This window comes from Actinokineospora sp., from assembly GCF_050699995.1.
GTDB lineage: Bacteria > Actinomycetota > Actinomycetes > Mycobacteriales > Pseudonocardiaceae > Actinokineospora.
In genome coordinates this window covers 1-26,185 of record NZ_JBOHGC010000191.1, presented here as the reverse complement: position 1 = coordinate 26,185, position 26,185 = coordinate 1, and the positions used below count along the sequence as shown (strand labels likewise).

The window sequence follows — 26,185 nt, the reverse complement described above, 5'->3', positions numbered from 1 at the left end:
GCCGAAGGCGGCGCCAAATTACAGGGTCAGCGTCCAGGTGTCCAGGACGCCGGTGTCTACCGTGGCCGCGTCCTGGACCCGCAAGGTCCAGGTGCCGTTGCGGACCTCGTTCGACAGGTTCACGGAGTACGTCTTGTCGATGTTGTCCGTGCCGCTTCCGGTGCGGTTGTGCAGGACGTACGCGGTGCCGTCCGGCGCGATCAGCGACACCACAAGGTCACCGATGTAGGTGTGTCGAATGTGGACCTCCACTGTGGACGTCGCTGACGCGTTGCCGGTGCAGCCGGACATCGCGATCGTCGAGTTCACCGTGGTGTTGTCCGGGATGGTCACATCGGTGCCGTTGGTGTTCGTGCAGCCGCCGCCGACGGTGTTCACCGTCAAGGTGAACGTGGTGTTGCGGGTGGCGGAGTTCGCCGCTCCGGTGATGGTCACCGCGTAGGTGCCCACCGGGGTGGACGCCGACGTGGCGATCGTCGCGGTGGACGAACCGCCCGCGGTGACCGACGCCGGGCTGAAGGACGCCGTGGCGCCCGGCGGGAGGCCGGTGGCGGTGAGCGTCACCGATTCCGCCGTGCCGGAGACCACCGCGGTGCTGACCGTGGTGGTGGCCGACGAGCCCTGGTTCACCGTGGCGGTGGCCGGGGACGCCGAGAGCGAGAAGTCGTTGCTCGGGGTGCCCGCCGGTCGGATCTGGTAGATGCCGAGGCCGTAGGTGGCCGCCGTCAGCACCGTCTGGCCCGAGGACACCGAGGTCTCCAGGTCCGTCACCGGCACCAGCGGAAGGTCGGTGCCGATCGGCGCCCAGTTCGCGCCGCCGTTGGTCGAGGTGAAGGCGCCGACGTCGGTTCCCACGTAGAGGATGTTGCGGTTCTGCGGGTCGAGGACGATGTCGTTCACCGGGGCGTCGGGCAGGTTGCCGGAGATCGGCGTGTAGTTCGCACCGCCGTCGGTCGTCTTGAACAGCTGCGCGACGCTGGAGCCGTTGCGGTAGCTGGAAAGTGCGACGTAGGCGAGGTTGGCGTCGGTCGGGTCGACGGTCACCCGGGTGACGTACCTGGTGGGCAGGCCCGCGGTGATGTCGGTCCACGTCGTGCCGGTGTTGCGGGTGACCCACAGCTTGCCGTCGTCGGTGCCCGCGTAGATCACCCTGGCGTCGGACTTGGACACGCCGAGCGCACTGACCGTGCCCCACGTCGTGGTGGTCAGGGTCGGGCTGATGACGGTGAAGTTCGCCGCCGAGTTGGTCGAGCGGTTCACCCGGTCACCGGCGTAGTACACGATCGCCGGGTTGGTCGGGTCGAGCGCGACCGGGGTCAGCCAGTTGCGGCGGCTCGACGTGGTCGGACCGAACGACGACATCGAGTTGCCGCCGTTGGTGGACCGGCCGCAGTTGCCGTTCTGGGAGCAGGCGTAGACCTTGAGGTGGTTGGTCGGGTCGATCAGGTTCGCCAGGCCGTCACCGCCGTAGTACTCGCCCCAGCCCGCCCACGAGCGCACGGATCCGTTGTCCTGCAAGCCGCCGTTGATCCTGGTGGGGTCCTGCTGGGAGACACCGATCGAGTAGAACTGCATGTTCGACAGGTTCTGGCTCTTGGTCCAGGTGCCGCCGAGCGAGCCGTTCTGGGTGGAGCGGTAGATGCCGCCGTCGTTGCCGATGTAGACCTTGCCGGTCACCGACGGGTCGAACGCGACCGAGTGCTGGTCGACGTGGAACGACGAGCCGTTGCTGGTCCAGCTGCCGCCCGCGTTGGAGGACTCCAACATCGGCACACCCGGGACCCAGATGTGCTGCGACGCGGCGGGATCGACGAAGATCCGGCCGAACCACCAGCCGTAGCTCGACTGCGAGCTGCTCAGCGACGACGTGCTGGTGATCTTCGTCCAGGTGACGCCGCGGTCGGTGGAGGTCCAGAAGCCGAGGAAATTGCCGGGGGTGTCCGCGGCGATGACGTACATCCGGTTCGGGTCGCTCTTGGCGACAGCGACGCCCATCCGGCCCAGGTTGCTGCTCGACGCGGGAAGCCCGCCCGCGAGGCGGGTCCAGGTGGCGCCACCGTCGGTGGAGCGGTGGATGCCGGACCCGGTGCCGCCGTAGACCCGGCCCGCGGGGGTGCGGGTGTGGTCCCACATCGCGGTGTAGATCGCGTTGGAGTCGGCCGGGTTGATCGAGACGTCGATGGCGCCGGTGGTCGTGTTGGCCCCCGCGAGCACCTGCGTCCAGGTCGCGCCGCCGTCGGTGGTGCGGTAGACGCCGCGTTCGCCGCCAGGCTGGTAGAGCTTGCCTGCCGCCGCGACGAAGACGCGGTTGGAGTTGTTCGGGTCGACCGCGATGCGGCCGATGCGGTCGGTGCCGGTCAGGCCGAGTGCGGTCCAGGTGGCGCCCGCGTCGGTCGACTTGTAGATCCCGTTGCCGGGGAAGGAGTACGACGCCGACCCCGGGTTGCCCTCGCCGGTGCCGACGTAGATCGTGCCGTTGGGGGCCACGGCCACCGCGCCGACACCCTGGGGCAGGTCGCGTCCCCAGGAATAGGCGAAGCTCACGCCGCCGTCGGTGCTCTTCCACAGGCCGCCGGACGCGGCGCCCGCGTAGATCGTGTTCGCCCGCGTGGGATCAGGCGCGATGTCGGAGATCCGGCCGCCGAGGCCGGGGCCGAGCGACTGCCACGACGCGGCGGCTTGCAGGGCGCCGCGCTCATGGCCTGCTTGAAGGTTCTTCGCGTGCCCACGCGCGCGCGAAAGGTTGCTTGCCAGGTCGACCGTGGGGTCCGGGAACAGCCGCTGCCGGGCGAACCACTCGTCCGCGCCCGCGGGTCCGGCGGCGTCCGCCTCGACCGCCATCACGCCGATCACCCGGTCCGACTCGTTCGGCGTGGCCGCGGCGGGCAACACAATTATTCCCATTCCCATTAAGAGAGCGAGTGCACTCCTGGACCGCTTCATCGACGCCCTTCCCTCGCGATACGGCGTTGCAGAGACGCCGGGCGTCATGCTGAGGCAAGCGGGGCGAAGTTGGATAGGACCAAACCGACCAATCCGGCACTCTGTTTATTGCCGGTCTTCCATTGTGTTAACGCCGATCGTGTGTCACCGTTCCACCGGCCACGGACGCGCCGCGTCCTTCTTTTCGTTGTCAGGAGCGGCATCGGCGATGGACACCAGGTCAGTCGGCCGCACGCTCGGCGCGGTCGCGGTGACCCTGGTGTTCGGCGCGTCGCTGGTCCTGCTGCTGTCGGGGTCGCTGCACGAGCCGGGCGGGCCGCCGCCGCTGACCCCGGACCTGGTGCCGGATCCGCTGTCCACCAAGGGATACCCGCAAGCCTCCGAACTGGGCGGCTTGGTCCGGGCGACGCTGAACTCGGTGCTGGTGTGCGTGGTCGCGGTGCCACTGAGCGTGCTGGTGGCGGCTACCGCCGGGTTCGCGCTGAGCCAGGTGTCGCCGCGGATGGCGCGGCCGGTGATCGCGTTGTCGCTGGTGGCGTTGATGGTTCCGGCGATCTCGCTGCTGGTCCCCCGGTTCGCGCTGTTCCGCGTGCTGGACCTGACCGGCACCCTGGCACCGCTGGTCGCGCCTGCCCTGATCGCCACTTCCCCGCTGTACCCGCTGGTTTACTACCTGGCGTTCCGAGCGATCCCGGGCGAGCTGTACGACGCGTGCAGGCTGGAGGACATGTCGCCGCTGCGGGTGTGGTGGCGGGTCGGGATGCCGCTGGTGCGCCCGGTGACCGCCGGGGTGGCCGCGCTGACGTTCGTGCTCACCTGGTCGAACTTCCTCGACCCGCTGGTGTTCCTCTACGAGCGCGACACCTTCACGCTGCCGCTGGCGCTGCGGTCGCTGGCCACGCTCGACCCGAGCGACTTCCCCGTTTTTCTCGCGGGCGCGGTGTTGGCCACCGCCCCCGCCTTGCTTGTTTTCGCTGTCGCGCAACGAGGTTTGCGACTCAGGAAGGACAGATCATGAGGTTGGTTCGGACCCTGGCCTGCCTTACGGCCGCGGCGCTGGTGGCGACCGGGTGCGCGTCGAGCACGGGCGACACCGGTCCGGCGGGCGCGGTGAGCCTGCTGGTGTTCGGCGACCCGCACGAACTCGCCGCGTACCGCAAGCTTGAGGCGGCGTACGAGAAGGCGGTGCCCGGTGCGGACCTGCGGCTGATCGAGGCGAGCGACCGCAAGGACCTGATCACCCGACTGTCGACGTCGATCGCGGGTGGCAAGCCACCGGATCTGTTCCTGATGAACTACCGCTTCTACGGCCAGTTCGCGAAGCGCAACGCCATCGAACCGGCGCACGACCTGCTGGCGCGCTCGACCGCGATCCACGCCCGGGACTTCTACCCTCAGGCCCTGTCGGCGTTCCAGGTCGACGGCAAGCAGCTCTGCATGCCGCAGAACATGTCCAGCCTGGTCGTGTACTACAACAAGGCGCTGTTCGCGAAGCACGGCGTCGCCGAGCCGAAGGCGGGCTGGGGCTGGCACGACATGGTGGCGACCGCGGCCGCGCTCACCCGCGACGCCAACGGGGACGTCGTCAAGGGCGCGGACCCCGATGCCACACCGGGCACACCCGTGCCGACCGGCCCACCGCCCGTTTCCTATGGCCTGGGCCTTTCGCCGGAAATCATCCGACTGGCCCCGTTCATCTGGTCCAATGGCGGCACCTTGGTGGACGACGAGAAACGACCGACTCGATTCGCATTCGACGAGCCCGCGATCGAGGCATTGTCGGAATTCATCGATTTGCGCGGCAAACACGGTGTGGTTCCGACAGATCAAGAAGTGGAAAGCCAGGACGACGAGGCACGGTTCGCCGCGGGCGGTCTCGGCATGCTGATGTCGTCGCGCCGCTCCACCACCACGTTCCGCAAGATCACCGGCTTCGAGTGGGACGTCGCGCCGCTGCCCGCGTACCGGACGCAGGCCACCGTCCTGCACAGCGACGCCTACTGCGTGACCAAGGGGTCGGCGAACAAGGCGGGCGCGTGGCGGTTCGTGGAGTTCGCGCTGGGCAAGGAGGGCGCCTCGATCATGGCCGAGACCGGGCGCACTGTTCCGTCCTCCGTCGAGGTGTCCCGCTCGCCCGCGTTCATCGACCCGACGAAGCCGCCGCGCAGCGCGCAGGTGTTCCTCGACTCGATCCCGGCGATCCGCGCCACGCCCGCGGTGTCGACCTGGCCGGAGATCGAGGATGTCGCCAACGGCATCCTGGAGAACGCCCTGTACTACGGCCACCAGCCCCGAGAGGTCGCCCGTCAGCTCGACGAGCAGACCCGGTCGCTGTTCGAGCGCGGCAGATGACAGCCGGGCTGGAGCTGGTCGGAGTCCACGCCGCGCACGGCAAGGCCGAGGTGTTGCGCGGCATCGAACTGACGGTGCCAAAGGGCGAGTTACTGGTTCTGCTCGGCTCGTCCGGCGCGGGCAAGTCCACCCTGCTTCGAGTGATCGCCGGGCTGCACCCCGTGTCGCAGGGCGAGGTGCGGATCGACGGGCGGGACGTGACGGCGCTGAGCCCTGGCCTGCGGGACGTGTCGATGGTGTTCCAGGCGTTCGCGCTGTTCCCGCACCTGAGCGTGGCCGACAACATCGGATTCGGGCTCCAGGTGCGCGGCATGGGCAAGCGCGAGGTGCGGCGACGCACCGAAGCCGCCGCGGCGATGGTGGGCTGCGAAAAGGTGCTCGACCGGCGGCCCGAGCGGCTCTCCGGCGGGGAGCGGCAACGGGTCGCGCTGGCCCGGGCCCTGGTCCGCGAGCCCGCCCTGTTCCTGCTGGACGAGCCACTGTCCAATTTGGACGCCGAACTGCGGGTGCGGACCCGGACGGAGCTGCGGGCGCTGCACGACCGGGTCGGCGCGACCATGGTGCATGTGACCCACGACCAGACCGAGGCGCTGGCCATCGGCGACCGGATCGCGGTGCTGCGCGATGGCCGGATCGAGCAGGTCGGCACCCCGGACGAGATCTGGCGGCGGCCCGCGACGGCGTTCGTCGCCGGGTTCGTCGGGTCGCCCGCGATGAACTTCCTGCCCGGGGACGGCCCGTGGCGGGTCCCTGGCCGCGAAACCAGTGCCGGGCAGCAGGTCGGTGTCCGCCCCGAGTCGCTGCGGCTCGGGGCGTCGGGCGACGGGTTGGCTGCGACGGTCACCGGCGCTGAGGTGATCGGCGAGGACGCCTGGGTGCGGCTGCGGGTGGACAACCACGCGCTTGTGGCCAGGGTTCCCGCGACCACGCGGCCGGAGATCGGGGCACAGGTGGTCGCCCGCGCGGACGACGCCGACCTGCATGTGTTCGACGCCGACGGCAGCCGGGTCGGCTGATGCGGTCCGTCCCCGCAACCCGTGCCGCATTCCTGCGGTCCCGCAAAGTGCAACTCGGGCTCATGCTCGCGCCGTTCCTGATCGGGTTGGCGGTGCTGGTAATCGGGCCCGCGCTGGTCACGTTCGCGTTGGCGTTCGCGGACTATGACCTGATCGAGACCGTGCGGTGGGTCGGGTTCGCCAACTTCGTCGAACTCGCGCAGAGCACGGCGTTCCATGAGGCCCTGCGCAACTCGTTGGGTTTCGCCGCCGTCGCGGTCCCGCTGCGGTTACTGATCGCCCTCGGGCTGGCGCTGCTGCTGCACCGGCGCGCGCCGGGGGTCGGCACGGCCCGGACCACGGCCACCTTGCCGTCCGCGGTGCCCGAGGTCGCCTACGGCCTGCTGTGGCTGTGGCTGCTCAATCCGATGTATGGGCCGGTGAACCAGCTGCTGCGGCTCTTCGCCGAGCCCGACTCGATCCCGAACTGGCTGACCGACCCGGCCGACGCCCGCGCCGGGATCGTGCTCATGAGCCTGTTCACCATCGGCGAGACGTTCGTCGTCCTGCTGATCACGCGCCGGGCGCTGCCGCCGCACGTGTACGAACTCGCCGCGATCGAGGGTGCGACAGGCTTCCAGGTGTTTCGCCGGGTCACGCTGCCGCTGATGGCGCCGGTCCTCGGGCTGCTCCTACTGCGCGACACGATCCTGAGCTTCCAGTTCTCGTTCGTCCCCGCGCTGGTGGTGACCGACGGCGGACCACCGCCGTATGCGACCACCTACCTGCCGCTCTTCGTCTACCGCAACGCCTTCGAGTACCTGCGCTACGGCTACGCCGCGGCGGCGACCCTGGTCATGCTGGTGTGCACCGGGATCGCGGTGCTCCTGCAGTGGCGGCTGATCCGGCGATATCGCTCGCGATACGACTGGTGATCACCCCGTAACGACTCCGCGCGGTGGCTCGATGACCGTTCGTGACCCATGGCCGATTATGGATCTTCTATGCCGTGTCCACGATCCCGCTCAAAGGCAAAGGCGCCATCCCATGGCGGAAGCTGTCGGTGATCGGCGCCATCGTGATCGCGGCGATCGGCGGAACCGGGTGCTGTATGCGATCTGGCAGAACACGAGAGACCTGCCGGTCGACTTCGCGGACGGCGAAGGGGGCACCTGGAAGGACGGTTACCACGTGCTGGTGCCGATTCCGGGCGACCCGCCCGAACGCGGCCACATCACCATGTCCGCGACATTGGACAACGTCAACAAGACCGGCGACTGCGAGCAGACCGGCGCGCGGCACGGTCGGCATGGTGGTGGCCACGTACTCGATCACCCACGAGCGCAAGGAACTGGTCACGTTCGCAGGCCCGTACCTGCTCAGCCAACAGGGCGTCATGGTGCGCGCCTCCGACAGGGACGACTACCGCACGCTGTCCGACCTCTGGGAAACGCTGAAGGCCCGTGAAGCGGCACTTCTCGAACTTGTCGGAACTGCGATGGGGAAGGAACCGCAGTACGACACCGAGTGGTGATTCGGCGGCTACTTGCGGTAGAGCTGGTCGATGATGTCCTTGTGGTGCTCCTGGATGACCGCGCGGCGGATCTTGAGGGTGGGGGTGAGTTCCCCGGTGGCCACGGAGAAGTCGGCCGGGAGGATGGCGAAGTCGCGGATTCGTTCCGGTGGGGCGTAGTTCTCGTTGGCGGCGGCCAGGAGTTCCTCGATGATCCGGCGCATCGCGGGGTGGGTCGCCGGGTCGCCGTCGATGGCGTTCTCTGTCGCCCAGCGGGCGGTTTCGTCCGGGTCGAGGGTGATGAGGGCGACTGGGTAGGGCCTGCGGTCGCCGATCATGACCGCGTTCGCGACCCAGCGGGACTGGCGCAGGTCGTTCTCCAGGTTCGCCGGGGTCAGGTTCTTGCCGCCAGCGGTGATGATGATGTCCTTCTTGCGGCCGGTGATGAACAGGTAGCCGTCGTCGTCGACGCGGCCGAGGTCGCCGGTGTGGAGCCAGCCGTCGATGAGGGTTTGGGCGGTGGCCTCGGGGTTGTGGTGGTAGCCGGGGAAAACGTTGTCGCCCGCGACCAGGACTTCGCCGTCGTCGGCGATGCGGACGGTGACGCCGGGCAGGGGCTTGCCGACGCTGCCGTAGCGGACCTCGCCCGGCGAGTTCGCGGAGATCAGGGCGGTCGACTCGGTCATGCCGTACGCCTCGTAGATCGGGATTCCGCTGCCCGCGAAGAACTCCAGGATCTCACGAGCGATCGGCGCCGCGCCGGTGAGGGCTTCGCGGATGCGCCCGCCGAGGGCGGAGCGCACCAGTTGCTGGGCCTGTTCGGTGGTGGTGCCGGACCGCTCGATCTCGGCGCGGACCATGCCGTAGGCCTTCTCGAACAGGCGCGGCACCGACGGCAGGTGCGTGGGCTGGACCTCCATCAGCTCGGCCACCACCGCGCTGATGTCGCCGCCGAAGTACACGAGGGTGGCGCCGCATTCGAAGGTGGTGAGCTGGACCATCCTGGCGAACAGGTGCGCCAGCGGAAGGTACAGGTAGATCGTGTCGCCTTCGCTGAGCGTGGTCCGCTGCTCGATCGCGTCGAGGGACGCCCGCCAGTTGCGGTGGGTGAGCACGCAGCCCTTCGGCGGGCCGGTGGTGCCGGACGTGTAGACGATGGTGTTGGCCGTGTCCGGGTCCACCTCGACGCCGCCGGCTGACGAGCCCCGCGCGATCACGTCGTCCAAAGTGGACACGCCGGGTCGTTCGACGACGTCGACGACGATGACGGTGCGCAGCAGCGGCAGCCGGTCACGCACGGCGTCGATGCGGTCGAGGTGCTCGGCCTGTTCGCAGATCACCGTCGTGGCACCGGAGTCACCGATGACCCAGGCGCACTCCTCGGCGGAGTTGGTGGGGTACACCGGGACCGACACCGCGCCGAGCGACGCGATCGCCAGGTCGCACACCGTCCACTCGGGACGCGTCTCGGCGAGAAGGGCGACCCGGTCGCCCTTGACCACCCCTTCGGCGGCCAGCCCGGCGGCGACCGCGCGGACCTCCTCGGCCAGTTCGGCGTAGGTCCGCTCGACCCACTGGCCCGCCGCTCGGTATCTCAGCGCGGGCAGCGGCCCATAGGCAGCCCCAGCCCACTCGGCGAGCCCGGCGAGGGTGGCGGGACGGGTATCGGTGTCCGGCATGCGTTCGCTCCTTCGAGTCTGATGTGGACGAAGGCGACCGCAGTGGTGGACGCCCAGCACGCCCACCACCACGGCCCCGCCCCCGGGAACTAGCAGGACGACTGGGTGGCCTTGCCACCGAACCGGTCGCCCAGCCAGTTGAGAGCGTTGGTTCCCCACACCGAGATCGCGACAATGTGGCCCGCCAGTGGGATCGCCGTCCACTGCAGATCCGCGCCCACCGCGCAGTAGCGATCACGCAGCTTCTTGGCGCCCGCGTAGGGAATGAGCTCGTCGACCGTGCCGTGGTAGAGGTACACCGGCGCGGCGGGCCGCACCGTGCCGAGCTTGTTCTCGACCAGCCGGGCCTGCCACGCCGGGTGGTTGATGAGGTCGGGCGTCGTGGTGAGCTCGTTGAGCCGGGTGAACGGCGCGGCGAGCGCCAGCTGTGCGACACACGAGTTGCGCACCTTCTCCGTGACGTCCTTGCCGCGCTGGTTGAGGTGCTCGGCGAAGGGCAGTTCGGGGTAGGCGGTCGAGTACCCGATGGCCGCGGCGACGACCAGACCGGAGCCCGGCCCGCCGTTGTTGAACGCGGCGACCTCGTTGAGGTCCGACGGCACGCCGCCTTCGGCGATCCCGACCAGGTTCAGCTCAGGGGCATAGGTGGCCTGCAGTTCGCCTGCCCACGCCGCCGCCTGACCGCCCTGCGAGTAGCCGAAGGCGCCGATCGGGGCGTTCGGGGACAGCTGCGCCTCCGGCAGCCGGGTCGCGGCCCGGGCGGTGTCGAGCAGCGCGCGCCCCTCGGACTGGCCGACGGCGTAGGTGTGGGTGCCCGGCGTGCCGAGGCCTTCGTAGTCGGTGACCGCGACCGCCCAGCCCTTGAACAGCGCCTGCGCCAGGAACGCGATCTCGACCTCGGTGCCCGCACGCAGGTGATAGGAGGGCGCGCACTCGTCGGCCATGCCCTGCGTGCCCATGGCGTAGGCGATCAGCGGGCGCGGCCCGGTGCCGGTCCAGGCGGTGGGCGGCACCAGCACGGTGGCCGACACGGCGTTCGGCGTGCCGGTGGCCGACGTCGAACGGTGCAGCACCTGGTAGGCCCGCACCGGCGCCGGGAGGATGCGGAACGGCTCGGGGTGCCAGTCGACCTTCCGGCTGCGGATCACGTCACCCGGCGCACCCGCCGGAAGCGGGTCGGGGGCGGTGTAGAAGGGGTCCTGCGACGGGACCGGCAGCTCCTCGGCGGCGTACACGGCGGGGGCGACACCGCCCGCCAACAGCGCCAGCGCGGCGAGGGATGAGATCAGGGCTGTGCGGCGGGCCATGATGCCTCCGGAAAGTGAAAAGCTTGATTTCCGGAATCTAGAACCGGCCGCGTACAGTGACAACCTCGATTACCACTTTGTGTCGGCCGGATGAACGGGAGTCCACATGACCCGGACCAAACGTGCCTACGGAGGTGTTGCGGGCGGGCAGCGCAAAGCCGAGCGCCGCGAGCGCCTGCTGCTGGCCGCCCTGGAACTGTTCACCGCGCGCGGCTATCAGCAAACCAAGATCATCGACTTGTGCACCACCGCCGGGGTGTCCACCCGAAACTTCTACGAGGAATTCCAGGCCAAGGAGCAGCTACTGCTCGCTTTGCACCGCCGGATCAATGCCGAAGCCCTGCGCCGCGTGACCGTCGTAATCGACACCATCGCCGACGCCGACGTGGTCACCCGCGTCTCCACGCTGCTGGACACCTTCGTCGCGAGCGTCACCTCAGACCCGCGACTCCCCCGGCTGGCCTACGTCGAGGCGGTCGGTGTCAGCGTGGACATGGAGCGCCAGCACCGGGAATGGCTGGCCCACTGGGCCACATTCATCGAAGCCGAGGCCCGCCACGCGGCCGAGCAGGGCGTCGCCCCCGACCGGGACTACCGCCTCACCGCCATCGCCTTGGTCGGCGCGATCACCGGACTCCTCCGCGAATGGCAGGCCCACACCCCACCGTTGGCGGCCGACGAGATCGCCACCGAGATCAGGGGCCTGATGCTCGCCGCCATCACCCGACCGGTGTGACGCCGACGGGCCGTACCCTGCCCGGATGAGGTCAACCCGTGGGTAAGAACTTCGAGGAACTGGACTGGCGCCAGACGCCGCTAGGCGAAATCACGCTGCGCAGGCGATGGGACCGAACGTTCGAAAAGGACGTCTTCGAGATCAAACTGAACGACGAGTTCCTGATGTCGAGCCTGTTCACCGTCGCCGAGGAGGAAGTCGCCCGACACGCGCTCGCGGAGCTCAGCGGAACGGACTTCGACGTGGCCGTGGGCGGCCTGGGCCTCGGCTACACGGCGTTGACGGTGCTGGAGGACCCATGCGTACGGTCGCTGGCGGTGATCGACGCCCTCGGCGAGGTGATCGAGTGGCATGAACAAGGGCTCATCCCCGCTGGCAAGGCCCTGACCGCCGACCCCCGGTGCACCTTGGTACACGGCGATTTCTTCGCGATGGCCCGCTCACCGCAAGGGTCCGCTTTGGACCGGACATTCGACGCGATCATCGTCGACATAGATCACTCGCCAAGGCACCTGCTGCACCCAAGCAACGCCGATTTCTATGAGCCACAGGGAACGCGAAGACTGGCGGCCATGCTACGGCCAGGCGGCGTGTTCGGACTATGGTCGAACGACCCTCCGGACGATGAGTATGTGGCGGCACTACAACAGAGTTTCGCGCAGGTGAAACCGGAGATCGTAATCTTCGCAAACCCGCTGCAGGACCGGGAAGCCACCGCGACCGTCTACATCGCGACGACGCTCACATAGCCCAGCGCGAGGGGCCGAACCCAACGCCTGGATGAGATCTCCGGGATGTCCGTGTGGCATCCCGGAGATCTCATCCGGCAGCACGCTCACCCGCCGGGCCTGCCACCAACCCCACCAGAACCAGTCGAACCCGCGGAACCCACGCCTGAAGCACCCTCAGCGGCGGCCATCGTCGCGTTCAGGTCATTCCGCATCGCCTCGACCTGCGTCTGGAACGCCTTGCAGATAGCGATGATCGCACTCACCGCACGATGAACGGTTTCCTCAGCGGCGGCGCTCTCGCCAGTCACGTCCGACCAGAACCCGCTGTCCAGCACAACCGAGACAGCCGGGTCACTGCTCTGCGCGATCTCCAGGATCCGCCCACCCGACTCATACGCCAGCTTGTCCATGTACTCGCTGATTCCCCGCACCTTGTCCGACAGGATCAGCAGCCGCTGCTTCTCCGCCTGAAGCTCAGCCAACTCGTTGTCGGCGCGCTGCTGGGCCGCGTCCGAAGAGTCGCCAGAGGAACTCTCGGCGTGCTGGGACTGGGCAGCCGTGTGTTCCTCGATCGCCTTGTCGATCCGCTGCACCGCTTTGTCGATCTGCCCGACATAGGCGGTGATCGCCTCCGGCTCGTAGTCGATCTGGCGGATCGCGTCGACCGGGTCCGGTGCGCCGATGTCGGCCGCCGCCTCGGCCAGCCTGCCGCAGCCTTGGATCGCCTGCTGGATCGCCGGGTGGCTCACAGAGCCTCCCCTGACCGGTTGACGTCCTGTGCGTTCCCCGACTCCGCGCGGTCGAACTCGGCGGCGTTGGCGTCGATGCCGTCGGCGAGTTCCACGAGACCGGTCTGGCGCTGCCCGACGCGTTCACGGCGCCTGGCCGTGATGTTGTCCAGGTCGGCCGCCAGCGTCAGCCCCGGCCCGGAGATGCCGAACGTGCCCGCGGGCACCGTGGCCGCGTCCAACTCGCCCCTTGCGGCCCCCACGTGGTCGCCCGCCCGCCGGAACCCCTTGGCGGAGCCGCGCATTCCCTCCGTGTCGGCCCCGAATCCTGTTCCAGTCACCACTTCCCCCTTCTACTTCGTTCCCAAGTAGTACGAACGCCGCTCGGCCACCAGCGCGCGGGCGTTGCGCTGGGCGGCGCCCGCGGCCTGCAACACCGCGTTCGCCAGCACCGCCGGGTCGACCCGACCCACCAGTGAGGCGTTCACCGCGACCTCGACCACGTTCGCCGACGTGTCCACCCCGACCTCGACCAACTCGCCCGCGTCCCGACCGAACACCACCCGCTCGGCTAGATCCCGTTTGAGCGCCAACCTGGCCTGGTCGAGTCGTTCGGCCTTCGCGGCCATCTCCTCCAGCGAGGGCAGTTCACTCATCAGTCCCCAGATCGGTTTCGCGGTTCTGTCAGTTCCGACGGAGATCATCCGCACGGGGTTCCATCCTGCCTGACGTATTCTGGATTTTGTGAACACCTCGGCGAACGGCTACTGGGTGCGGGCTCGCGCGGGCGATCCGCCGCCCCGCCCGCCGTCGCCGTCGGTCGAACCGAAGTGGGTGCGGGCGACCATGAACGCCCCCGCCGTCGCCGCAGCCCGTCCACGCGTGATCCGCGAGGACGAGCCCGAGCTGCCCCGAACCTGGCTGGTCGACTCCTTCGACCTCCCGGCGCCGCGCCGTTGAGAGTGTGGCTGAAAACCGCCGCACCGGGCGCGCCGGCGTTACTCTCGACCGACACCCATCGAAGCGTTCTTGCTGGTAGATGATCTGGGGAGCACGGATGGCGGCATCGACCGACGGCGCGGGCGCGAGCCGGGCTCTTCGCCGGCGATGTGGTGTTCGTCCGGCTGGCTGAGCTGCGCGACGCGGAGCTGCTGCCGGACATGGTGGCCGACGCGCTGGGGCTGCGCGACCAGTCCGGCCGCTCGTCGACCGACGTGGTGGTCGAGCATCTGCGGGACCGGCGGATGTTGTTGCTGCTCGACAACTGTGAGCACTTGGTCGAGGCGTGCCCGCGGTTCTGCGAGAGTGCGAGCACGTGTCGATCCTGATCACCAGCAGGCAGTCCATCGGCGTGTCCGGCGAGCAGGTCCTTCCCGTGCCGCCGCTGGCGACCCCGGTCGCCGACGACGTTCGCTCGCCGGGTGACCTGATGAAATACGACTCGCTGCGGCTCTTCGTCGACCGGGCGCGTTCGGTGTTGCCGAAGTTCGAGGTGACCGACGACAACTTCGCCGACGTGGCCCGGCTCTGCCAGGACCTCGAAGGGCTGCCGCTGGCGATCGAGCTCGCCGCGGTGCGGGTGCGGTCGCTGTCGGTGCGACAGCTGACCGAGCGCCTCACCGACCGGCTCGCGCTGTTGACCAAGGGCAGGCGCACGGCCCCGCGCAGGCAGCAGACGCTGCGGGCGACGATCGACTGGAGCTACGGGCTGTGTTCGGCCCCGGAGCAGTTGATGTGGGCCCGCGCCTCGGTGTTCTCCGGCTCGTTCGGCCTGGCCGCGACCGAACATGTCTGCGGCGGCGTGGGAGTCGGCACCGACGACGTGCTGAACCTGGTGGACGGGTTGCTGGACAAGTCCATCCTCGTGCGCGAGGAGCAGGGCGGCGAGGTCCGCTACCGGATGCTGGAGACCCTGCGCGAGTACGGCCTGGACCGCTTGGACGAGGCAGCCGACCGGCAGCGGGTGAGCGAGCGGCACCGCGACTGGTACGCCGGTCTGGCCGACCGGTTCGAGCGCACGTGGATCGGCCCGGACCAGGTGCCGCTGATGGCGGCCCTGCGCCGGGAGTACCCGAACATCCGGGTGGCGCTGGACTCCGCTTCACCGCGCCCGGCGAGTCCGCGGCAGGCGTGCGGATGATCGCCAAGATCATCGGCTTCTGGTCGGTCAGCGGCTTGTTCACCGAGCTCCGGGTCTGGATGGACCCGGCGCCACCCGCTGAGCCCGACTCCGGGCTCACCAAGCGCTAGGCGGAGATCGCGAAGCTGATCGCCGAAGGCCTGACCAGCAAGGAGATCGCCGAGCGCCTGGTGATCTCCCAGCGCACCGTCGAGTCCCATGTGGATGCCATCCGGACCAGGCTGGGCTTCCACAACCGCTCGGAGATCGCCGCCTGGGTCGCGCGCCGCGACCGCTGAACCGCGGCGGCATTTGCGCCGGACGCCCGTTTACGGCATCTTGACGCCCGGAGCGCCGGGAAGTCTGGTCGGCACGCCCACCTCACGGGGGGTGGGCTGTTCGGTGGCGACTGGGGGTTCCATGGCGCTTGTTCTGGTCTTCGGACTTGTCCTGCTGGTCAGCGTGTCCCTCTCGGGACTCGCCGCGCGGACGATTCTGTCCACCGCCCTGATGTTCCTGGTCGCGGGCGCGGTGATCGGCCAAGGCGGTCTGGGCCTGGTCGACATCCCGTCCGACGGCCTGTTCGTCACCGGCCTCGCCGATCTCGCGCTGTTCACCGTGCTCTTCACCGACGGCCAGCGCGCCGGTCTGCCCGACCTCAAGGAAGGCTGGCGGCTTTCCGGGCGCGCACTCGGACTGGCCATGCCGCTGACCATGATCGGCATCGCGGTCCCGGCCCACTACCTCGCCGGACTCGACTGGACCACCGCCCTCCTCCTCGGCGCCATCCTGTCCCCCACCGACCCGGTGTTCGCCTCGGCGATCGTCGGCCGCCAGGACGTGCCGCTGCGGCTGCGCAGGCTGCTCAACGTGGAGTCCGGGCTCAACGACGGCCTGGCCCTGCCGTTCGTGCTGATCTTCCTGGCGACCGCGGCGAACCGGGAGGCGCACCTGGGCGAGGTCGCGCTCGAACTGGTCGGCGGGCTGGCCCTGGGCATCGTCATCCCGGCCGTGATCGCGCTGGCTTGGCGGACCAAGATCCTCACCGCCGAACCACGCCTGCAGGCGCTGGGGCCGCTGGCGATCGCGGTCATCCTCTACGCGTCCTGCCACCTCACCCACGCGAACCCGTACCTGGCCGCGTTCGCCGCCGGCTCCACGCTCGCGACCATGGACCGGATGGCCGCCGAGCACTTCGAGCACTTCGGCGACCTGCTGTCGGAGACGACGAAGTTCGCCGCGCTGCTGGTGTTCGGGGCGCTGATCACGCCCGAGCGGATCTCCCACCTGAGCGTGGGCGACTGGGCCGTCGCGGTCCTGGCCATCCTGCTGGTGCGGCCCGCGTCGATGATGCTGTCGCTGCTGCGCACGCCGCTGCCCGCGCGGGAACGCTCGGCGGCGGCCTGGTTCGGGCCCAAGGGATTCGCGTCGGTGGTCTACGGGCTACTCGCGCTGCAGGCGGGGATACCGCAGGGCGACCACGTCTTCGACCTGGTCGCCATCACCATCGCGCTGTCGATCGTGCTGCACTCCTCTACGGACGTGCCGGTGGCCAAGCTGCTCCAACTGGAACCGCCGGACAACCTGCCGACCGGGCATTCCAAGTCCGCGACCCGGCTCGACCCCGACGAACCGTCACAGCCGTGACCCGCGCTCAGTGCCGCCCGACCATGCGCACGGCGAGCACACCCACCAGGAACACCGCGATGATGAGGATGGTTCCCGTCAGTCCGGACATGGGCGACGCTCCTGGCTCGCTGGTGGGTCCCGCCGAAACTCATGCTAGCCCGCTGTGGCGACGGTCACAGCCCACGACGTCGAAGGTGGCCGAGATGCGCGCACGTGATCTTGCCGAGGAATACCCGCTGGTCCAGCTGACCGACAGCGCCCTGGCCGCCGCCGAACTGATCGCCGAGCAGCGCAGGCCGGGCGTGGTCGTGGTCGACGCCGACAACCACCCGGTCACCGTGCTGCCCGGGTCGCAGGTGCTGCGGTTCATCGTCCCCGGCTACGTCCAGGAGGACCCGTCACTGGCCCGGGTCTACGACGAGCGCGGCGGCGCGGAGGCGTGCGTCGGCAAGCTGGCCGGGCGGACGGTCAAAGAAGTGTTGCCGCCCAAGGACAAGCGCTACGAACTGCCCCTGGTCTCCGGCGACGCCACGGTCATGGAGTGCGCGGCGATGATGGCCCGGCTGCACAGTCCCCTGCTGCTCGTCGCCGACGGCGACACGATCCACGGCGTGGTCACCACATCGCACCTGCTCGACGTCATCCTCAAGACAAACCCGGGGCCCAGCGAATGAGCGTCAGCCAGATCCTCTCCATCGCCGTCTTCGTCGGCGCCTACATCCTGATCGCCACCGAACGGGTCCACCGGGTCGCGGCCGCGCTCGGCGGCGCCGCGCTGATGCTGGCGCTCGGCCTGACCAACGGCGAGACGGCGTTCCACTCCCTCGACGCGGGCGTCGACTGGAACGTGGTGTTCCTGCTGCTCGGCATGATGATCATCGTCGGGGTGATCAAACAGACCGGGCTCTTCGAGTTCCTCGCCATCGCCGCGGCCAAACGGGCCAAGGGCAAGCCGTTCGCGGTGATGGTCCTGTTCGTGGTGATCACCGCGGTCGCCTCGGCGGCGCTGGACAACGTCACCACCGTGCTGCTGATCGCACCGGTGACGTTCCTGGTGTGCGACCGGCTCGGGCTCAACCCGATCCCGTTCCTGATCGCCGAGGTCCTCGCGTCCAACATCGGCGGCACCGCGACCCTGATCGGCGACCCGCCCAACATCATCATCGCCAGCCGCTCCGGCCTCACGTTCAACGACTTCCTGATCCACCTGGCGCCGTTCGTGGTCGTGATGATGGCCGTGTTCGTGCTGGTCTGCCGGTGGATGTTCCGCAGCGCGTTCTCCTACGACGAGAAGCGCGTCGCCGAGGTCATGGCGCTCAACGAGCGCGACGCGATCCGCGACAAGACGCTGCTCTGGCAGAGCATGGTCGTGCTGGCCCTGGTGCTGGTGGGATTCGTGCTGCACAGCGCGCTGCACGTCGAGCCCTCCGTCGTGGCACTGCTTGGCGCGGGTGTGCTGGTGCTGATCTCGAAGATCACCACCGAGCAGGCGATCGCCGACGTCGAGTGGGAGACGCTGGTCTTCTTCATGGGCCTGTTCATCATGGTCGGCGCCCTGGTGAAGACCGGTGTGATCGGCCAGGTCTCGCAGGCGCTGGCCGACGGCGTCGGCGACGAGCCCCTGCTCGCGGTGATGGCGCTGCTGGGCATCTCGGCCGTGCTGTCGGCCATCGTCGACAACATCCCGTATGTGGCGACGATGTCCCCGATCGTCAGCGACCTCGTCGCCGCCCAGGGCGGCACACCGCAGGCGGAGTCGCTGTGGTGGTCACTGGCCCTGGGCGCCGACCTCGGCGGCAACGCGACGGCTGTCGGGGCGAGCGCGAACGTCGTCATGCTCGGACTGGCGGCCCGCAACGGCACGCCGATCAGCTTCTGGCAGTTCACCCGGTACGGCATCATCGTCGCCACCCTGTCGGTCGTGTTGGCCGCGCCGTACCTGTGGCTGCGCTACTTTGTCCTCGTTTGAGTCCGAACGAGTGACATGAGGGCATAGGTGAGTGCTCCACTGATCGCGGAGACGCGACGGCGCGGAATCGCGCTCCTGCGTCACCCCGCGAGGGCGGTCGCCCTGGCTTTCGGCGCCGCGACGCTCCTCGGGACCTTCCTGCTCACCCTGCCCATCGCCTCGGCGTCCGGATCGGCGACCGAGCCGTTCACCGCCTTGTTCACGGCGGTGTCCGCGGTCTGCGTGACCGGGTTGGTCGTGGTGGACACCGCGGGCCACTGGTCCACCTTCGGCGAGGTCGTCATCCTCGGTCTGATCCAGGTCGGCGGCTTCGGGATCATGACCCTGGCCTCGCTGCTCATCCTGCTGGTGTCGCGCCGGATCGGCCTGCGCCTGCAGATGACCGCACAGGCCGAGACCAAGGCACTGGGTTTGGGCGAGGTCCGCAAGGTGCTCCTCGGGGTCATCATCACCAGCCTGCTGGTCGAGGCCATCATCGCGGTGTTCCTCATCGCCCGGTTCGCCACCGGGTACGACAAGTCGTTCGGCCAAGCCGTCTACCACGGGGTCTTCCACGCGGTGTCGGCGTTCAACAACGCCGGGTTCGCGCTCTACCCCGACAGCATCGTCAGGTTCGCGACCGACCCGTTCATCTGCGTGCCGCTCATGCTCGCCACGATCATCGGCGGCCTGGGCTTTCCGGTGCTGCTCGAACTGGCGCGCAGGCGCAACCGGCGCGGCAGGCGGTGGTCGCTGCACACCAAGATCACCATTCCGGTCTACTTCGGACTGCTGTTCCTCGGCGCGATCGCGTTCCTGGTCTTCGAGTGGCGCAACCCGGCCACCCTCGGTCCGGTCGGCGGATTCGACAAGGTGCTGATCGGCTTCTTCCACTCGGTCCAGCCGCGCACCGCGGGCTTCAACAGCGTCGACATGGCCCAGGTGCACCCCTCGACCCTGCTGCTCAACGACGTGCTGATGTTCATCGGCGGCGGCAGCGCGGGCACCGCGGGCGGCATCAAGGTCACCACCTTCGCGCTGCTGGGCTGGGTCATGCTCGCCGAGATCCGCGGTGAGCCGACCGTGCACATCATGGGCCGCAAGCTGGCGGGCGAGGTCCAGCGGCAGGCGCTGACCGTCGCGCTGCTCGGCGTCGGCGCGGTCATGGCGGGCACGATCGTGCTGCTGTCGATCACGCAGTTCCGGCTCGACGACGTGCTGTTCGAGGCCACCTCGGCGTTCGCGACCGTCGGCATGTCCACCGGCATCACCGCGCAGCTGCCGGTCGCGGGGCAGGTGGTCCTGGTGGTGCTGATGTTCATGGGCAGGCTGGGGCCGATCACCCTGGCCTCGGCACTCGCGCTGCGCGAACGCGCGCGGCGCTACGAACTCCCCGAGGAGCGTCCGATTGTCGGATAAGAAGGCACAGCGCGTCGTCGTCATCGGCCTGGGCCGCTTCGGCACGTCGCTCGCCATGACCCTGATCAAGCGGGGCACCGAGGTGCTCGGCATCGACTCCGACCCGCGCACGGTCCAGCGGCTCTCCAACGAGCTGACCCACGCCGTCGTCGCCGACACCACCGACGAGGACGTCCTGCGACAGCTTGGCGTCGACGAGTTCCGCCGGGCCGTGGTGGGGATCGGCACCGACCTGGAGGCCAGCATCCTGACGACGTCGCTGCTGGTCGAGTTCGAGATCCCGAACATCTGGGCCAAGGCCATCAGCCGCCAGCACGGGCAGATCCTGCAGCGGATCGGCGCCCACCATGTCGTGCTCCCCGAGCACGAGATGGGTGAGCGCGTGGCCCACCTGGTCACCGGCCGGATGCTTGACTACATCGAGTTCGAGGACGACTACGCGATGGTCAAGACCGCCGCGCCCGCGGAGGCCATCGGACTGCCGCTGGGTGAGAGCAAGCTGCGGGCGAAATACGACGTCACCGTGGTCGGCGTCAAGCGGCCCGGCGAGGACTTCACCTACGCGACCGCCGAGACCGTCGTGCACAAGGGCGATGTGCTCATCGTCGCCGGGCGCACGCCCAACGTGGAGCAGGTCGCCGAACTGACGTGAGTACCTACACCCAAAGCTACGTACCGAGGTAGGTAATCCCCCCGACGCCATTGTTCCGTCGCGCGTTCACGCTGGTCAGCAAGCCAGTCCAGCGGATCGAGCCGGAAGAGGGCCCGCCATGTCGGAGCCGACGATCACCCTGAGCCACCGTGCGGCGGCCCTGCTGCGGGCCGTGCGCGCGGGCCGGGTCGACATGACCTGCGGGTCCGAGCCGGACATGTTCGTCGACGGGCTCAACTGCTGCGACCAGCCCACCGCGCACTCCCTGTTCCACCAGGGCCTGGTCCGGCAGGCGCGGCTCGGGTCGGTCACCGAGCGGGTGCGTGCCGAACTCACCGCCGCCGGCCTGGGCGCGCTGGCGGCCGAGCCCCGGACCACAGCGGCGTAGGTCCTATTCGCTCCACCGACCTTGACAACGTGCTACGGTGCTTATGGCGCGAACTATTCGCACGTCTCCCGGTGTGTATCAAGAACTGACGGGAGAAATATGCCCACGATCGACACCCGCGTGACAAATTCCGAGGCATCGGCCGATAGCCTTCCCTCGGCGGCCTGTCCGGCGTGCAGCCACGAGTGGAGCGCGCACGACCAGATCTCCGCCCGGTACTGCAAGGCGACGGCCGCGGGCTCCTACAGCCGCGGATGCGTCTGTCCGGGCGCGAACAAGAACTGATTATTGCCGGTGGCGGGAGAACTGATTCCCCCGCTTCCGCCAGACCAACCGTTCGAAAGGACATTCACAGTCACCATGACAAATGATTTGTTCAGCCACCCCATCAACGAGCCCACCGAGGACAGCGGCGACAAGGCCGCCCTCCGCCCCGCCGCGTACGAACACCTGTTCCGCGAGCCCACCGCCCCCGCGGCGACGCCCAGCGACGACTCGTCGAACTGACGCCCCTGCCAGTCATGCTCCAGCCCCGCCCGAGCGGGGTAACCCGGATGAGATGACGCCCACGCGCGAGCCGGTGGTCCTGTTATCCGTCGCCGTCGTGGCCGTCGCGGCCTCGGCCGTCGCGGCCCGGCCCTACGGGACGTGGCTGCTCGAAGTGGCGCCCGTCGCCGTCGCCGTGCCCATCCTCGTGTAGGACGTACTCACGGTTCCCGCTCACGCCGCTCTCCTACCGCGTCCTCACGGTCTCGGCCCCGCTGATCGCGCTCGGCGCGCACCACATGAGCCGCAACCACTACGACCGCATCGGCCACGTCGCCCAAGGCGCCACGGCCGCCGTCGTGCTCCGCGAACTGCTGATCCGCGAATCGGGCCAGGCCCACCTCGGCACCCAGGGTGACGAGTTCGACGCGCCGTGGGACACGGTCTGCGCGCTCGTGGGCGCACTCGCGGCCCTGTTTGTGGCCGGGTGGGAGGAAGGACAGGTGTCCCCGCCTGCGGTAGGCGTCCAGGGCTTCCAGCACGGGTGCGACTGTGTGATCCACAACTGTGGCTACCCGGCCACGGCCCGCCGAAACGACACGTTCGAGGGATCAGCCCTCTTCGAGGTGCATCGCGCGGTCTTCCGGTCCGCTCGGGCGCTGGGAGCCCGTGTCGCGGGCGATCTCGGTGGACTCGGTGTCGACCAAGTCGCCGGGCAGGCCTTCGCCGTCAGGGTCGGTGGCGGACACGAAGCTCTCGTCGCGGACGGCCTCGGCGACGCCGTCCTGGTCCAGGCCTTCCTGCTGCTCGGAACGTGGTTCGGTCATGGTTTCCTCCCTCACTCGCGGCCGAGATAGCGGACAAGTTGGCTGGGCAGGTCGTCCTCAGCGACACAGGACCGCAGCCGGGGTGGGTCCGGCCGGCCGCACTGGCGGCCCGCGGCGACGTCGTTGAGGAAAGCGCCGACGACGCGCGGCTCAGGCACCACCTGCCCGCCGAGGTAGCGCAGCACCTGGATGTCGTGGGCGGCGTTGGTCTCGGCGACCGCCGCCCACCCGTTCTCCTCGTCCCACACCAGCGCCAGGTCGCGGTCCGGGTGCGTGGGGTCGTGCTGGTCGACGGCCAGGTAGGCGTTCGAGGGCCGCTCGACCGCGCACCACCCCGACTTCGGGGAGATGCCGACCTCGGCGCAGACTGCGGCGAAGTACCCCTCCAGCGACGCCTGGGCGATCCGGTCGCCATCCGGGCGCTCGTTGATCTTCATCGAAACTGTCACCCTCCTTGCCTCACTGCCCCGGCCATGGCCGGCACCCGCCGGACCGCCGTGAGCAGGTCCGGGGCGACGGCGGGCGCGGCGGCGACCTCCTCGGGCCGGGTCAGCGGGGTCGGCACGAGCACCACACGGGCACCCGCGGCGGCGGCCGACGCCAGGTCGGGCCCGATGTCGCCGATGCCCACCGTCTCCGCCGGGGTGACACCCAGCTCGCGGCACGCGGCCAAGACCATTCCCGGAGCGGGCAGCCCGTGCAGCCGCACTTCATCCACCGCTTCCAGTGCTGTCGGCATCAGCTCCACGCGGTCGGGGTCGCCGTTATACGGCGCATCCCGCACGAGCGTGCCGTCGCGGTCGAACAGCACCGCTCGCACCCGTTCGGCTGTCATGGCGATCGTATGCCCAGGTAGGGGCCGAGCAAACCCGTGAAGGGTGTTTTCCCAGCGCTCACCATGGGCCACCGCGAGGTACAGCCGACGCGGGAAGGGCCTCGTCATGACCACCACCGCTCCATTCCCCCCAGGACCGACGCGGCGCGCCGCTGCGTGCCGTGGTGACCGGAGCCGACTCCGGCATCGGCAAGGCGATCGCGATCACCCTGGCGCACGGAGGCGTGGTCGTGGGCATCACCTGCCACCACGCCGCAGGCCGTTCAGTCCCTGCCGGTGCCGGAGCCCCCCGCCACCCTGGTCAGGCCGCGCACCCCGATGAGCCCGCTGCGCTTGGCGCCTTAGCGGCCCGCCACCCAGGCGGCGATCTGGGTGCGGTTGCTGAAGCCCAGTTTCGTCCGGATGTGGTCGATGTGGGTCTCCGCCGTGCGCAGCGAGATGACCAGGGACTTGGCGATCTCCCGGTTGGTCATGCCCTTCGCGACGAGTTCGGCGACTTCCATCTCGCGCTTGGTCAGCGGAGCCTCGGGGGTCTCGGGCGCCAGCCGGGAGACGTCCTCGCGCAGGGCGTAGGAGATCGCCGTGTCCGTGGGAAGGTTGGCGCCCGTGGTGAATTCCGCGGCCGCCGCCTCCGGCCCCAGGCCCTCGGTGACCACGATGATGTCGCGCTGCATCGGCTCGACGAACGTCGCGTAGTTCGTCGGCGACGCGCTGACCGACTGCCACACCGTGGTCGCCGCGCCCAGCAGCCGCGCGGCGCGGCGCAGTTCGCCCAGGTGCGTGGCACACCCGGCGAGCACGGTCAGGGCGAACGCCATGACCGCGCGGTCGCCGTAGCGCCGCTGCAGCCGCAGCACGGCGAGACCGGCTTCCAGCGCGGGCCCGTACTCCCCCGCCAGGTACTCCGCGGCACTGAGCGACCACAGCGCCCAGCACCGCCAGGACACCTCGCCCAACTCCGTGTAGCGCTCCACGCAGTCGCGCATGACCGTGCGGCCGGTGTCCAGGTCGCCGGTCAGGCTGACGGCGAGGCCGTAGTTGAACTTCGACCACAGCTCGCCGCTGAGGTCGCCCATCTCCTGGAACGCGGTGCTGGCTCGGTGGAACAGCTCCGCGGCGCGCTCGCCGTCGTTGCCCATCAGCGCGTGGTAGGCGTGGATGTGGTCGACGTAGGCGCGGGCGCTCTCGTCACCGATCCGGTCGGCGACCTCGGCCGCCTCGGCCAGGGAGGCCTCGTAGGCGGGGATGTCGCCCTGGATGAGAGCGAGGAACGCGTCGACCCAGCCGGCCGCGGCGCGCGGCTCGGTGTCGCCGGGCGCGACGCCGATCAGCCGGGCGCACCACATACGGCCCTCGGTCAGCAGGCCGCGCATGACCCAGTACTCCTTGACGTCGGTCGCCATGCGCAACCCGACGACGGCCTCGTCCGCGTTGCCGATGCAGTAGTTCAGCGCCTGCCGCAGGTTGGCGTGCTCGAAGTCGATCCGGTCGATCCAGTCGAGCTGGGCGGGGCTGAACCAGTCGACCGAGAACTGCTCGGTCAGTCCGGTGCACCAGTCGCGGTGGCGGCGGCGCATCCGGTCGAGGTCACCGTTCGCGCGCAGCCGGTCCTCGCCGTACTGCCGGACCGTCTCCAGCATGCGGAACCGGACCTGCCCGTGGTGCTCCTCGCGCAGCAGGATGGACTTGTCGATCAGGCCGTCGAGGACGTCGAGCAGGTCGTCGCGGTCCAGGCCGTCGCCGCAGCACGCCGTCTCGGCCGCCTCGAGGTCGAAGCCGCCGGAGAACACCGCCGCCCGCGCCCACAGCAGGCGTTCCTGCTCGGTGCAGAGCTGGTGGCTCCAGTCGATCAGGGTCGCCAGGGTCTCGTGCCTGCTCGGCGCGGACCGGTTGGCCTGGGTGAGCAGGGTGAAGCGCTTGTTGAGCCGGTCGGCGAGCTGGCGGGCCGACAGCGAGCGCAGCCGGACCGCGGCGAGTTCGATGGCCAGCGGCAGGCCGTCGAGCGCCCGGCAGAGCCGGATCACGTCCTCGACGTCGTCCTCGGTGATGGTGAACGACGGGACGACGGCGGTCGCACGGTCGAGGAACAGCCGGACCGCGTCGTAGTTCTCCATCGCCGCGATGGACTCGCCCGGCTCGGGCACCGCCAGCGGCTGCACCGGCAGCACGTGCTCGCCCGCGACCCCGAGGGACTGGCGGCTGGTCGCCAGGACCACGACGTCCGGGCACGAGGTGAGGATGGCCTCGACCAGCCGCGCGCTCGCCTCGACCAGGTGCTCGCAGTTGTCCAGCACCAGCAGCAGCCTGCGCGCCCGGAGGTGGTCGACGACCAGGTCGATCGGCGCCCTGGTCGAGCGGTCACCCAAGCCAAGCCGGTCTACGACCGTGTTGACCAGCAGTTTCGGCTCGTGCAGCTCGGCGAGGCCGACGAAGACGACGTCGTCGCCGAACGACGGCCGGACCGCGGCGGCCACCCGCAGCGCCAGCCTCGTCTTCCCCACCCCGCCCGGACCGGTGAGTGTCACCAGAGGGGCGACTCCGAGCAGCCGTTTGACTTCGCGGATCTCTGTGCCGCGTCCGACGTAGGTTGTGATCTCCGCGGGCAACCGGGGTCCCGGCAACCGCTGGACAGCCGCGTTCGTCACGCTCACCAGGATCTCCCGATGATGCTCCGGCGTGCATCCCGGGGAAGAATCGGGACCGCGACGGCCCCATCCTGGCGGGGCCTGCCCGCACTCACCGGACTCCCCGATTCTGTCAGTGGTGGTCGATAGGTTGATCGGCATGTCCCAGTTCCGTCTCCAACCGACCCCCGCCCAGGAGCAGGCGTTGCTGGAGCACTGCGGGCATGCCCGGTTCGTGTGGAACCTTGCCGTTGAGCAGCACGCGCACTGGAGT

32 protein-coding genes and 1 pseudogene are annotated in these 26,185 nt (G+C 69.3%); 22 read left to right on the top strand and 11 right to left on the bottom strand.

Translation table 11 applies throughout. From position 1 onward, the window contains the following. Positions 1 to 18 precede the first annotated feature (18 nt). Complete coding sequence (locus ACRDSQ_RS10535) at positions 19 to 2,904, bottom strand: proprotein convertase P-domain-containing protein (RefSeq protein WP_431420668.1); 2,886 nt, start codon at positions 2,902 to 2,904, stop codon at positions 19 to 21. Positions 2,905 to 3,151: 247 nt separating this feature from the next. Between ACRDSQ_RS10535 and ACRDSQ_RS10530 the strand changes: the two genes are divergently transcribed. From ACRDSQ_RS10530 to ACRDSQ_RS10515, 4 genes are read left to right on the top strand one after another with little or no spacing between them, the layout of a single operon-like run. Beyond that, on the top strand, positions 3,152 to 3,961 hold the full coding sequence (locus tag ACRDSQ_RS10530) for a carbohydrate ABC transporter permease (RefSeq protein ID WP_431420667.1): 810 nt from the start codon (positions 3,152 to 3,154) through the stop codon (positions 3,959 to 3,961). Next, positions 3,958 to 5,295 carry an ABC transporter substrate-binding protein gene (locus ACRDSQ_RS10525; RefSeq protein WP_431420666.1) on the top strand — a complete coding sequence of 446 codons (1,338 nt, stop codon included), beginning with the start codon at positions 3,958 to 3,960 and terminating at the stop codon, positions 5,293 to 5,295. Before ACRDSQ_RS10530 ends, ACRDSQ_RS10525 begins: the two co-directional genes overlap by 4 nt. Then, positions 5,292 to 6,311, top strand: a complete 1,020-nt coding sequence (locus ACRDSQ_RS10520; protein ID WP_431420665.1) for an ABC transporter ATP-binding protein — start codon at positions 5,292 to 5,294, stop codon at positions 6,309 to 6,311. Before ACRDSQ_RS10525 ends, ACRDSQ_RS10520 begins: the two co-directional genes overlap by 4 nt. Further along, positions 6,311 to 7,225, top strand: coding sequence for a carbohydrate ABC transporter permease (locus ACRDSQ_RS10515; protein WP_431420664.1), 915 nt, complete (start codon positions 6,311 to 6,313; stop codon positions 7,223 to 7,225). Before ACRDSQ_RS10520 ends, ACRDSQ_RS10515 begins: the two co-directional genes overlap by 1 nt. A gap of 67 nt (positions 7,226 to 7,292) precedes the next feature. On the opposite strand, the gene ACRDSQ_RS10510 is transcribed toward ACRDSQ_RS10515, so the two are convergent. Beyond that, the gene (locus ACRDSQ_RS10510) at positions 7,293 to 7,613 is read right to left on the bottom strand and encodes a hypothetical protein (protein ID WP_431420663.1); all 321 of its coding nucleotides are present in this window, start codon (positions 7,611 to 7,613) and stop codon (positions 7,293 to 7,295) included. Between ACRDSQ_RS10510 and ACRDSQ_RS10505 the strand changes: the two genes are divergently transcribed. Next, on the top strand, positions 7,600 to 7,824 hold the full coding sequence (locus ACRDSQ_RS10505) for a hypothetical protein (RefSeq protein WP_431420662.1): 225 nt from the start codon (positions 7,600 to 7,602) through the stop codon (positions 7,822 to 7,824). The genes ACRDSQ_RS10510 and ACRDSQ_RS10505 overlap by 14 nt on opposite strands. A gap of 8 nt (positions 7,825 to 7,832) precedes the next feature. Here the strand turns inward: ACRDSQ_RS10505 and ACRDSQ_RS10500 are convergent, their stop codons facing one another. Together ACRDSQ_RS10500 and ACRDSQ_RS10495 are read right to left on the bottom strand one after the other, a co-directional pair. After that, positions 7,833 to 9,482 (bottom strand): AMP-dependent synthetase/ligase, encoded by a 1,650-nt coding sequence (locus ACRDSQ_RS10500; protein WP_431420661.1) that lies wholly within the window; start codon positions 9,480 to 9,482, stop codon positions 7,833 to 7,835. Positions 9,483 to 9,571: 89 nt separating this feature from the next. After that, the gene (locus tag ACRDSQ_RS10495; RefSeq protein ID WP_431420660.1) at positions 9,572 to 10,789 is read right to left on the bottom strand and encodes a lipase family protein; all 1,218 of its coding nucleotides are present in this window, start codon (positions 10,787 to 10,789) and stop codon (positions 9,572 to 9,574) included. Between the two features lie 106 nt (positions 10,790 to 10,895). On the opposite strand from ACRDSQ_RS10495, the gene ACRDSQ_RS10490 reads away from it, so the two are divergent. Both ACRDSQ_RS10490 and ACRDSQ_RS10485 read left to right on the top strand, forming a co-directional pair. Then, positions 10,896 to 11,525 (top strand): TetR/AcrR family transcriptional regulator, encoded by a 630-nt coding sequence (locus tag ACRDSQ_RS10490; RefSeq protein WP_431420659.1) that lies wholly within the window; start codon positions 10,896 to 10,898, stop codon positions 11,523 to 11,525. 38 nt (positions 11,526 to 11,563) lie between these two features. Then, on the top strand, positions 11,564 to 12,274 hold the full coding sequence (locus ACRDSQ_RS10485) for a spermidine synthase (RefSeq protein WP_431420658.1): 711 nt from the start codon (positions 11,564 to 11,566) through the stop codon (positions 12,272 to 12,274). Between the two features lie 86 nt (positions 12,275 to 12,360). Here ACRDSQ_RS10485 and ACRDSQ_RS10480 read toward each other — a convergent pair whose 3' ends face one another. From ACRDSQ_RS10480 to ACRDSQ_RS10470, 3 genes are read right to left on the bottom strand one after another with little or no spacing between them, the layout of a single operon-like run. Continuing rightward, complete coding sequence (locus ACRDSQ_RS10480; RefSeq protein ID WP_431420657.1) at positions 12,361 to 13,005, bottom strand: hypothetical protein; 645 nt, start codon at positions 13,003 to 13,005, stop codon at positions 12,361 to 12,363. After that, entirely contained in the window at positions 13,002 to 13,325 is a 324-nt protein-coding gene (locus tag ACRDSQ_RS10475) for a hypothetical protein (protein WP_431420656.1), read from the bottom strand. Before ACRDSQ_RS10475 ends, ACRDSQ_RS10480 begins: the two co-directional genes overlap by 4 nt. Before the next feature lie 12 nt (positions 13,326 to 13,337). Further along, positions 13,338 to 13,640 (bottom strand): YbaB/EbfC family nucleoid-associated protein, encoded by a 303-nt coding sequence (locus ACRDSQ_RS10470; RefSeq protein ID WP_431420655.1) that lies wholly within the window; start codon positions 13,638 to 13,640, stop codon positions 13,338 to 13,340. Between the two features lie 88 nt (positions 13,641 to 13,728). Here ACRDSQ_RS10470 and ACRDSQ_RS10465 point away from each other — a divergent pair, with 88 nt between their 5' ends. The 14 genes and pseudogenes from ACRDSQ_RS10465 to ACRDSQ_RS10400 all read left to right on the top strand — a co-directional run. After that, positions 13,729 to 13,944: a hypothetical protein gene (locus tag ACRDSQ_RS10465; RefSeq protein ID WP_431420654.1), complete on the top strand. Its 216-nt coding sequence runs from the start codon at positions 13,729 to 13,731 to the stop codon at positions 13,942 to 13,944. Positions 13,945 to 14,093: 149 nt separating this feature from the next. Then, positions 14,094 to 14,312 (top strand): hypothetical protein, encoded by a 219-nt coding sequence (locus tag ACRDSQ_RS10460; protein ID WP_431420653.1) that lies wholly within the window; start codon positions 14,094 to 14,096, stop codon positions 14,310 to 14,312. After that, on the top strand, positions 14,300 to 15,124 hold the full coding sequence (locus tag ACRDSQ_RS10455; RefSeq protein ID WP_431420652.1) for an ATP-binding protein: 825 nt from the start codon (positions 14,300 to 14,302) through the stop codon (positions 15,122 to 15,124). Before ACRDSQ_RS10460 ends, ACRDSQ_RS10455 begins: the two co-directional genes overlap by 13 nt. 170 nt (positions 15,125 to 15,294) lie before the next feature. Further along, positions 15,295 to 15,402, top strand: a complete 108-nt coding sequence (locus ACRDSQ_RS10450) for a LuxR C-terminal-related transcriptional regulator (RefSeq protein WP_431420651.1) — start codon at positions 15,295 to 15,297, stop codon at positions 15,400 to 15,402. A gap of 121 nt (positions 15,403 to 15,523) precedes the next feature. Further along, entirely contained in the window at positions 15,524 to 16,750 is a 1,227-nt protein-coding gene (locus ACRDSQ_RS10445) for a cation:proton antiporter (RefSeq protein WP_431420650.1), read from the top strand. A 185-nt stretch (positions 16,751 to 16,935) separates the two neighbouring features. Continuing rightward, positions 16,936 to 17,406 (top strand): CBS domain-containing protein, encoded by a 471-nt coding sequence (locus tag ACRDSQ_RS10440; protein WP_431420649.1) that lies wholly within the window; start codon positions 16,936 to 16,938, stop codon positions 17,404 to 17,406. Next, a complete protein-coding gene (locus ACRDSQ_RS10435; RefSeq protein ID WP_431420648.1) occupies positions 17,403 to 18,701 on the top strand; it encodes an ArsB/NhaD family transporter in 1,299 nt (432 codons plus the stop codon). Before ACRDSQ_RS10440 ends, ACRDSQ_RS10435 begins: the two co-directional genes overlap by 4 nt. Before the next feature lie 27 nt (positions 18,702 to 18,728). Beyond that, positions 18,729 to 20,099 carry a TrkH family potassium uptake protein gene (locus tag ACRDSQ_RS10430; protein ID WP_431420647.1) on the top strand — a complete coding sequence of 457 codons (1,371 nt, stop codon included), beginning with the start codon at positions 18,729 to 18,731 and terminating at the stop codon, positions 20,097 to 20,099. After that, positions 20,089 to 20,751 carry a potassium channel family protein gene (locus ACRDSQ_RS10425; protein WP_431420646.1) on the top strand — a complete coding sequence of 221 codons (663 nt, stop codon included), beginning with the start codon at positions 20,089 to 20,091 and terminating at the stop codon, positions 20,749 to 20,751. The genes ACRDSQ_RS10430 and ACRDSQ_RS10425 overlap by 11 nt, the downstream gene beginning before the upstream one ends. Positions 20,752 to 20,869: 118 nt before the next feature. Next, entirely contained in the window at positions 20,870 to 21,139 is a 270-nt protein-coding gene (locus tag ACRDSQ_RS10420; protein WP_431420645.1) for a hypothetical protein, read from the top strand. A 99-nt stretch (positions 21,140 to 21,238) separates the two neighbouring features. Then, the gene (locus tag ACRDSQ_RS10415) at positions 21,239 to 21,424 is read left to right on the top strand and encodes an RGCVC family protein (RefSeq protein ID WP_431420644.1); all 186 of its coding nucleotides are present in this window, start codon (positions 21,239 to 21,241) and stop codon (positions 21,422 to 21,424) included. 75 nt (positions 21,425 to 21,499) lie between these two features. Continuing rightward, positions 21,500 to 21,646, top strand: coding sequence for a hypothetical protein (locus ACRDSQ_RS10410; protein WP_431420643.1), 147 nt, complete (start codon positions 21,500 to 21,502; stop codon positions 21,644 to 21,646). Between the two features lie 52 nt (positions 21,647 to 21,698). Beyond that, the gene (locus ACRDSQ_RS10405; RefSeq protein ID WP_431420642.1) at positions 21,699 to 21,839 is read left to right on the top strand and encodes a hypothetical protein; all 141 of its coding nucleotides are present in this window, start codon (positions 21,699 to 21,701) and stop codon (positions 21,837 to 21,839) included. An 85-nt stretch (positions 21,840 to 21,924) separates the two neighbouring features. Further along, a pseudogene (locus tag ACRDSQ_RS10400) lies at positions 21,925 to 21,972 on the top strand (hypothetical protein); the annotation flags it as partial. 264 nt (positions 21,973 to 22,236) lie between these two features. Here the strand turns inward: ACRDSQ_RS10400 and ACRDSQ_RS10395 are convergent. From ACRDSQ_RS10395 to ACRDSQ_RS10380, 4 genes are all read right to left on the bottom strand, one after another. Then, positions 22,237 to 22,452, bottom strand: a complete 216-nt coding sequence (locus ACRDSQ_RS10395) for a hypothetical protein (RefSeq protein WP_431420670.1) — start codon at positions 22,450 to 22,452, stop codon at positions 22,237 to 22,239. An 11-nt stretch (positions 22,453 to 22,463) separates the two neighbouring features. After that, positions 22,464 to 22,889, bottom strand: a complete 426-nt coding sequence (locus ACRDSQ_RS10390) for a DUF6292 family protein (protein WP_431420641.1) — start codon at positions 22,887 to 22,889, stop codon at positions 22,464 to 22,466. Between the two features lie 8 nt (positions 22,890 to 22,897). Then, entirely contained in the window at positions 22,898 to 23,287 is a 390-nt protein-coding gene (locus ACRDSQ_RS10385; RefSeq protein WP_431420640.1) for an HAD hydrolase-like protein, read from the bottom strand. A gap of 341 nt (positions 23,288 to 23,628) precedes the next feature. Continuing rightward, positions 23,629 to 25,938 (bottom strand): ATP-binding protein, encoded by a 2,310-nt coding sequence (locus ACRDSQ_RS10380; RefSeq protein ID WP_431420639.1) that lies wholly within the window; start codon positions 25,936 to 25,938, stop codon positions 23,629 to 23,631. 133 nt (positions 25,939 to 26,071) lie between these two features. On the opposite strand from ACRDSQ_RS10380, the gene ACRDSQ_RS10375 reads away from it, so the two are divergent. After that, on the top strand, positions 26,072 to 26,185 hold a 114-nt coding region (locus ACRDSQ_RS10375; protein WP_431420669.1), incomplete at its 3' end, for a helix-turn-helix domain-containing protein.